Annotated in this window: 5 protein-coding genes; 2 read left to right on the plus strand and 3 right to left on the minus strand. The window is 55.8% G+C overall.

Going from position 1 to position 5,283, the window contains the following annotated elements; all coding sequences use genetic code 11:
* Positions 1-529 precede the first annotated feature (529 nt).
* The gene (locus DES29_RS12125) at positions 530-1,363 is read left to right on the plus strand and encodes a LexA family protein (RefSeq protein WP_016474320.1); all 834 of its coding nucleotides are present in this window, start codon (positions 530-532) and stop codon (positions 1,361-1,363) included.
* Positions 1,364-1,474: 111 nt separating this feature from the next.
* On the plus strand, positions 1,475-1,684 hold the full coding sequence (locus DES29_RS12130) for a TOBE domain-containing protein (RefSeq protein ID WP_005431412.1): 210 nt from the start codon (positions 1,475-1,477) through the stop codon (positions 1,682-1,684).
* 142 nt (positions 1,685-1,826) lie between these two features.
* On the opposite strand, the gene DES29_RS12135 is transcribed toward DES29_RS12130, so the two are convergent.
* From DES29_RS12135 to DES29_RS12145, 3 genes are all read right to left on the minus strand, one after another.
* Positions 1,827-2,390: a phosphate-starvation-inducible protein PsiE gene (locus tag DES29_RS12135; RefSeq protein WP_236578958.1), complete on the minus strand. Its 564-nt coding sequence runs from the start codon at positions 2,388-2,390 to the stop codon at positions 1,827-1,829.
* A 174-nt stretch (positions 2,391-2,564) separates the two neighbouring features.
* Positions 2,565-4,175: an ATP-binding protein gene (locus DES29_RS12140; protein ID WP_113854946.1), complete on the minus strand. Its 1,611-nt coding sequence runs from the start codon at positions 4,173-4,175 to the stop codon at positions 2,565-2,567.
* A 16-nt stretch (positions 4,176-4,191) separates the two neighbouring features.
* Complete coding sequence (locus tag DES29_RS12145; protein WP_005431405.1) at positions 4,192-4,875, minus strand: response regulator; 684 nt, start codon at positions 4,873-4,875, stop codon at positions 4,192-4,194.
* Positions 4,876-5,283: the final 408 nt, after the last annotated feature.

Raw genomic sequence — 5,283 nt, forward strand, 5'->3', positions numbered from 1 at the left:
GGAACTGAGGAAGCATTCCGAGGTGGGTCTTGAACCTGTCTGCAACGTAGTTCTCGAAAAACTTAGGCTGGTCAACCAGACCTGCTTTCACAAGCCTCGGCCTTTAGGCCGGGGTAGTTGACAGCATCTGCAAATGAAATGATAAGTAGAAAGTACTGATTGATTGGCAGATCAGGATCGTAAAATGATCTTGCAGGTTCCAAAGTATATCTCTGCGGGAAGCAGAGGCTCAATCACAAAAATTGCTGACTCATCGGATCTCATCCGTCGTTTCTAAAAAATAAAACCCCAGCTTTTCTGCCGGAGCTTTGCTTGCTGTTGGAATGCGGCTAAGCATAGGTTTGAGATCTGGTCTCAGCGCAAAGACGGGAGCCGCCATGGCGGTTTAACAGATGAAGCGGGCGAAAGGCAGCGGATGAAAAGCTTTCACCGGCAAAATAGACGTTTATTATATTGCGGAAATGTAATACAATTAGAGAACTCTCAACCCGTCAACATCAAAGCATTTCAAAAGACTACAGGGGATGCCATGCTGAAAACAAAAAGCACAACAGAGACGATGGGCAGTTCGGAGATTTCTGATCAAAATGACGGGCTCGAAGGATTCAATGAACTCGAGCCGACGCTGCCGCCGCGGAGAAAGGGCAGCCTGCGCAAAGCCGCTTTAGAGGCCGCTGCGGAGCACGGTGACCGCGACGAAGATGCGCCCAAGCGTAAGCGCGGCCGCCCCAAGGCTGACAATCCTTTCAGCGTTGTCTTTACGCTTCGCATGCGCCCCAGCATGGCTGAACTTTGCCGCCAAAAGGGCGGCAGCAGCTTCGTGCGTGAACTCGTTGAACAGCATCTGCTGCAGCCTCGCCCGGTTCGCTGCGCCAACAAATCGACGATTGAAGCCGACGGCATCGATGCTTCACTGATTCGCCCGGAAGACTTTGGGCAGATTTATCGTCCTGCGACTTCACCCGCCCGATTCCGCATGAAGCGGATCGGCATGCGTGCGGCCTGCGGTTTCCCGTCGCCCGCTGCTGATTATGAATCCGAAGATATCGATTTGAGCGCCTGGCTGGTTCGCAAGCCCAATTCCACCTTCATCGTGGAGGCATCAGGTGATTCGATGATTGATGCGGGCATCTGTGACGGGGACATGCTGATTTTCGACCGTGATGCTCAGCCTCGCGGCGGAGATATTGTGCTTGCACTCTATGACGGCAATATCACGGTGAAACGCTTGAGAATCGTTGACGGCCGTCCGGAGCTTCATCCTGAAAATGCAGCGGCCCGCTACAAGGTGATCTGTCCGAAGTCGACGGAACAGTTTGAAATTGAAGGGGTGCTTCGCGGTCTTTGCCGCCGTTACTCCTAACGGAAGATTTTGCATTTGCAAACTGTTCGATGCAGAGCTATATAGGGTAAAGTATTTAGACATGCCCGGGATCAATCCCGGGCTTACTTATGTTTGTTTTGGAGAACAAAAATGAAGATTTCCGCACGCAATACGCTCGTCGGCAAGATCGTTGAAATTCACGAAGGCCCGGTGTCGACTGAAGTCACGATTGAAACCGCCGCCGGCGAAAAGATCGTTTCGTCGATCACCACGACATCCGCTAAGAACCTCGGCCTCAAGGTCGGCGGCAAGGCCTATGCCGTCATCAAGGCTTCGAGCGTGATGGTTGCGGTTGACTAAGATTTTCAGCAAAAGCCAGCAGCGCTGCTGAAGGCTTTTGAAGCGGACAAAGTCCCGAAAGATGCGCTGTCTTTCGGGACTTTGTCTTTTTGGAGCTCTGCAAACGTCTGAGCAGTCAGACTCACCGAGTCTTCATCGTTTTTTAGGGATTAGTGTTGTTCGGCGCTTTGCGGATGAGCCAGAGCGCGAGCACCAGCACAAGGATGGAAGACGAAGTGAACAGCATGTAGTTGGGCGAGATGTGTTCCACATCCACGACGATATAGCGGGCAACCGCCACGATGGCGAGTGCAATCGGCGTATGGATTGGAATCTCACGGGTGCCCAGGGCTGCGCCCTTCACCATGGAGAGGATCTCTACATAGAGAAACAGCATCAGCAGGTCGCCGAGGCTGATGGAGCGGGCGGCAATCATTTCCCAGCCGGCCTGACCGATGCCGCCGATGGCGGCGACAGCGATCGCAATCAGCGCGGCTGCCTGACCATAGGTGAGCCATTGATTAAAGGTTCGGCTCACATCGGCCAAACGCCGGGTGGCAGTCGTGCAGGGCGTAGAGGTGCGGTCGACGTGCGGGTCATCATGAACGCAGCCGGCACAGGCTGCGGGTGCTTCGGCACCAGTCTTTGAGTGAGCGGCAGCTGCATCTGCGGGCGCCGCTGCGCTCTGGGATGCTGCAGCCGGCGTCTTCTCGTTGGGGAACGTCATAGTCCTTTGAATAGAAGGTACGAGGGAATGTCATCATACGGATGAACTGAGCGGCTGCGAACTTGATTGGGTTTGCTAATTTGTATCAATAAAAGACGGCGTATAAATAGACGTCCGCTATTGCCGGAAGCCATAAGCAGACCGCTCGGTTATATGAGCCGGGCAGCGATTGGTTTACGAGTTTTTAAGCGTTGCGCAGAGCCCTGGCGCGTCCTGATTTTCTGGGCGAGCGTCGGAGAGCGTCAGGTTAAGTTTCCACCGGTCACAGATCGTTTTAACAATGGCCAGACCCAAGCCGGTACCCGATACATTGGTGCCGAGCCGACGGTAGAAGGGTTCCAGAACGCGGGCACGGTCTTCTTGAGGAATGCCGGGGCCCTCATCCATGACGCAGAGCACCGGCGGCTCGATCTGCGCGAGCTTGACCGTGACGGTGCCGCCTTTGGGCGAGTAGCGTACGGCGTTCTCCAAAAGATTGCGCAGAATCGTGAAGAGGTCGTCGGGCTTCATGGCAAACGATGGATCAGCATTGACCGGCAAGTCTTCAAGCCCTTCGACTTCAATCGTGATGCCCAGGCGCTCAGCTTCCCAATAGACGGATTCGACGGCTTCGCCAATGGTCTGCGGAATGGAAGCATGGGGCGGAGCGGCATTGGGCGAAGCCGCGCCGGATTGCGCCCGCTTCAAAGCGAGCAGCTGGCTAACCTGTCTCACAGCGCGATCAATACCGGAGCGCAGTGTCTGCACTTTTTCGCGTGCTTCTGCTGAAAGATTGGTTTTTTCCAGCGCTTCGGCCTGCAGCGACAGTGCGGTGAGAGGGGAGCGCAGTTCATGCGCTGCATCTGCAACAAAGCGGGCTTCTTGACCTCGAAGCGCGTCAACGCGTTTCAAGAGTCCGTTAAAGGCAGTAATGAGCGGCAGAATTTCGTTCGGCACGCCGCATTCACTCACCGGCGCATAGGTCTGACCGCTGCGCTCTCCGATTTCTCGGGCCAGTGTTTTTACAGGGCGCATCGTACGCCAGATGATCCAGCCGATGGCAAAACCGAGGAAGAGCGATAAAAGCGTGAGCGGAATGACGAGGTTGAAGCTGTTGGCGGTCGCTGCGTTGAAGACGGCGGAGGTGCGTTCAGCTGCAATGACGTGGGCACCGTTTTTGAGCGTTCGCAGCAGAATGCGGTACTCCTGATGGCGGCGCAGCGTCATGGTGTGATAGCCGTCGGGCAGAAAATTCCGAAAGCGTGCATGCACCGCTCGGCCGTTTTTATGCAGCGTTTGGATGATGACGTCGGAGCCGCCGGGCAGTCCGGCTCTGGGGTCGTCTTCGTCAAGCAGCCATTGGCGCTCAAAGACATCGTCATCCATGAAGAATGCTTGGAAAGAGGGCGGCTGACGTGAGAAAGCAGCTTTGGTGCGGGCAAGCATGCCGACGACTTCTTCCAGACGCTCATCCTGAGCCTCCTGCGCCTGCTCGTAGGAGACGGCAAACGTGATGGCGCCGGAGGTGAGTGAAAAGAGAAGCACCACCAGGGCGCCCGAGAGACTGACGCGCAGCGTGATGGAGGGGTTGTCCGGGCGAAAGAACTTCGCGAACCACGATTTTGTGAACTGCCAGGGATTGGCGCCGCCCTCACTGGTACGGCTGCTCTGCGGGGCGGAATCGCCGGCACCGCTCTCAGCAGCCGACTGCGGTTTCTTTGAGGCCGTGAAGCGCTCAGAGAAACCGCCAAGCTTATCCTGAACTTGGGAAACCGCAGCGGAAAAGCGTCGCGGAATGCGTGCCATGAGGACTGCTCCTGCCTTATTCGGGTTTGGCGTCGCGGCCGGCAACCATCCAGCCCAGGCCTCGGACATTTTTTACCGCATCGGCGCCGAGCTTTTTGCGCAGGGCGTGAATGAGATATTCCACGGCATTGCTGTCGGGTTCTTCGCCAACGGCATAAATGCGGTCTTCAAGCGCGCGGCGCGAAAGAATGGCGCCCGGGCGGGCGAGGAGGGCTGAGAGGAGTGCGTATTCGCGCTTGGTGAGCGTGTAGGTTTGGCCTGCGCGTTCGACCGTCTTGGCCGCTTCACTCAGCGAGAGGTCGCCATTGGAGAGCACATTGGCGGCAGCGCCATTGCGCCGCCGCATCACTGCGCGCATGCGTGCGAGCAGTTCACTCATGTGAAAGGGCTTAACGAGATAGTCATCCGCACCGGCGTCCAGACCGTTCAGTCGGTCTTCGAGCGCATCGCGGGCTGTGAGGATGATGACGGGAATGTCGTTTTTTGCTGACCCCTCTCCGCGCAGCGTGCGAAGCACCGACATACCATCCAATCCAGGAAGGCCAAGGTCGAGAAGCACAAGCTGATAGTCCGAGAGACCCAACTGAGTGAGCGCAGTGCGCCCTGAAGACACATGGTCAACGGCATGGGCTTCGTCGGCCAACGCGGATTTAACGGCGTCGGCAATCATTGGATCGTCTTCAACGAGCAGAATGCGCATGGGGAGTCCTCTAGGAAAGCTCTTCTTTAAAGCTATTGTAGGTCCGCACGGCTTAGCGGCTGATGAGGGGACGGCTGAAGAAAACGATCTCGCTGGTGAGCTCTAGTCTGACCTGAATGACTTAGAGAGATTTGAACTGGTATTGAAATTTTGGACAGGTTGAAAAAGCAAATTTTAAATGCGTTTTGGCCTGTTCAATTTATCGACGTGGTGATTGGAAACGTCCCTTGCGATCGGTCACTGCTATGCAATGTGCAACGCTTCAACGTGCTCAGTCGTTACTTGTCACTGCCTGATGTTCGCGTCAAGTCCGCAGGAAAGGGCCGTAGAACTGCATGCGATACGCCGCAGGCGTTTGGTTATCAATTACTGAGCACGGGCGCTCGTTGTTGTAGAACTCAACGTAAC

The sequence above is a fragment of the Sutterella wadsworthensis genome (assembly GCF_003315195.1).
GTDB classification, from domain to species: Bacteria; Pseudomonadota; Gammaproteobacteria; order Burkholderiales; family Burkholderiaceae_F; genus Sutterella; species Sutterella wadsworthensis.

Coding starts and splice junctions, on each gene's coding strand:
- DES29_RS12130 (WP_005431412.1), top strand. CDS start 1,475: ATGAAGATTTCCGCACGCAATACGCTCGTCGGCAAGATCGTTGAAATT.
- DES29_RS12135 (WP_236578958.1), bottom strand. CDS start 2,390: ATGACGTTCCCCAACGAGAAGACGCCGGCTGCAGCATCCCAGAGCGCA.
- DES29_RS12125 (WP_016474320.1), top strand. CDS start 530: ATGCTGAAAACAAAAAGCACAACAGAGACGATGGGCAGTTCGGAGATT.
- DES29_RS12145 (WP_005431405.1), bottom strand. CDS start 4,875: ATGCGCATTCTGCTCGTTGAAGACGATCCAATGATTGCCGACGCCGTT.
- DES29_RS12140 (WP_113854946.1), bottom strand. CDS start 4,175: ATGGCACGCATTCCGCGACGCTTTTCCGCTGCGGTTTCCCAAGTTCAG.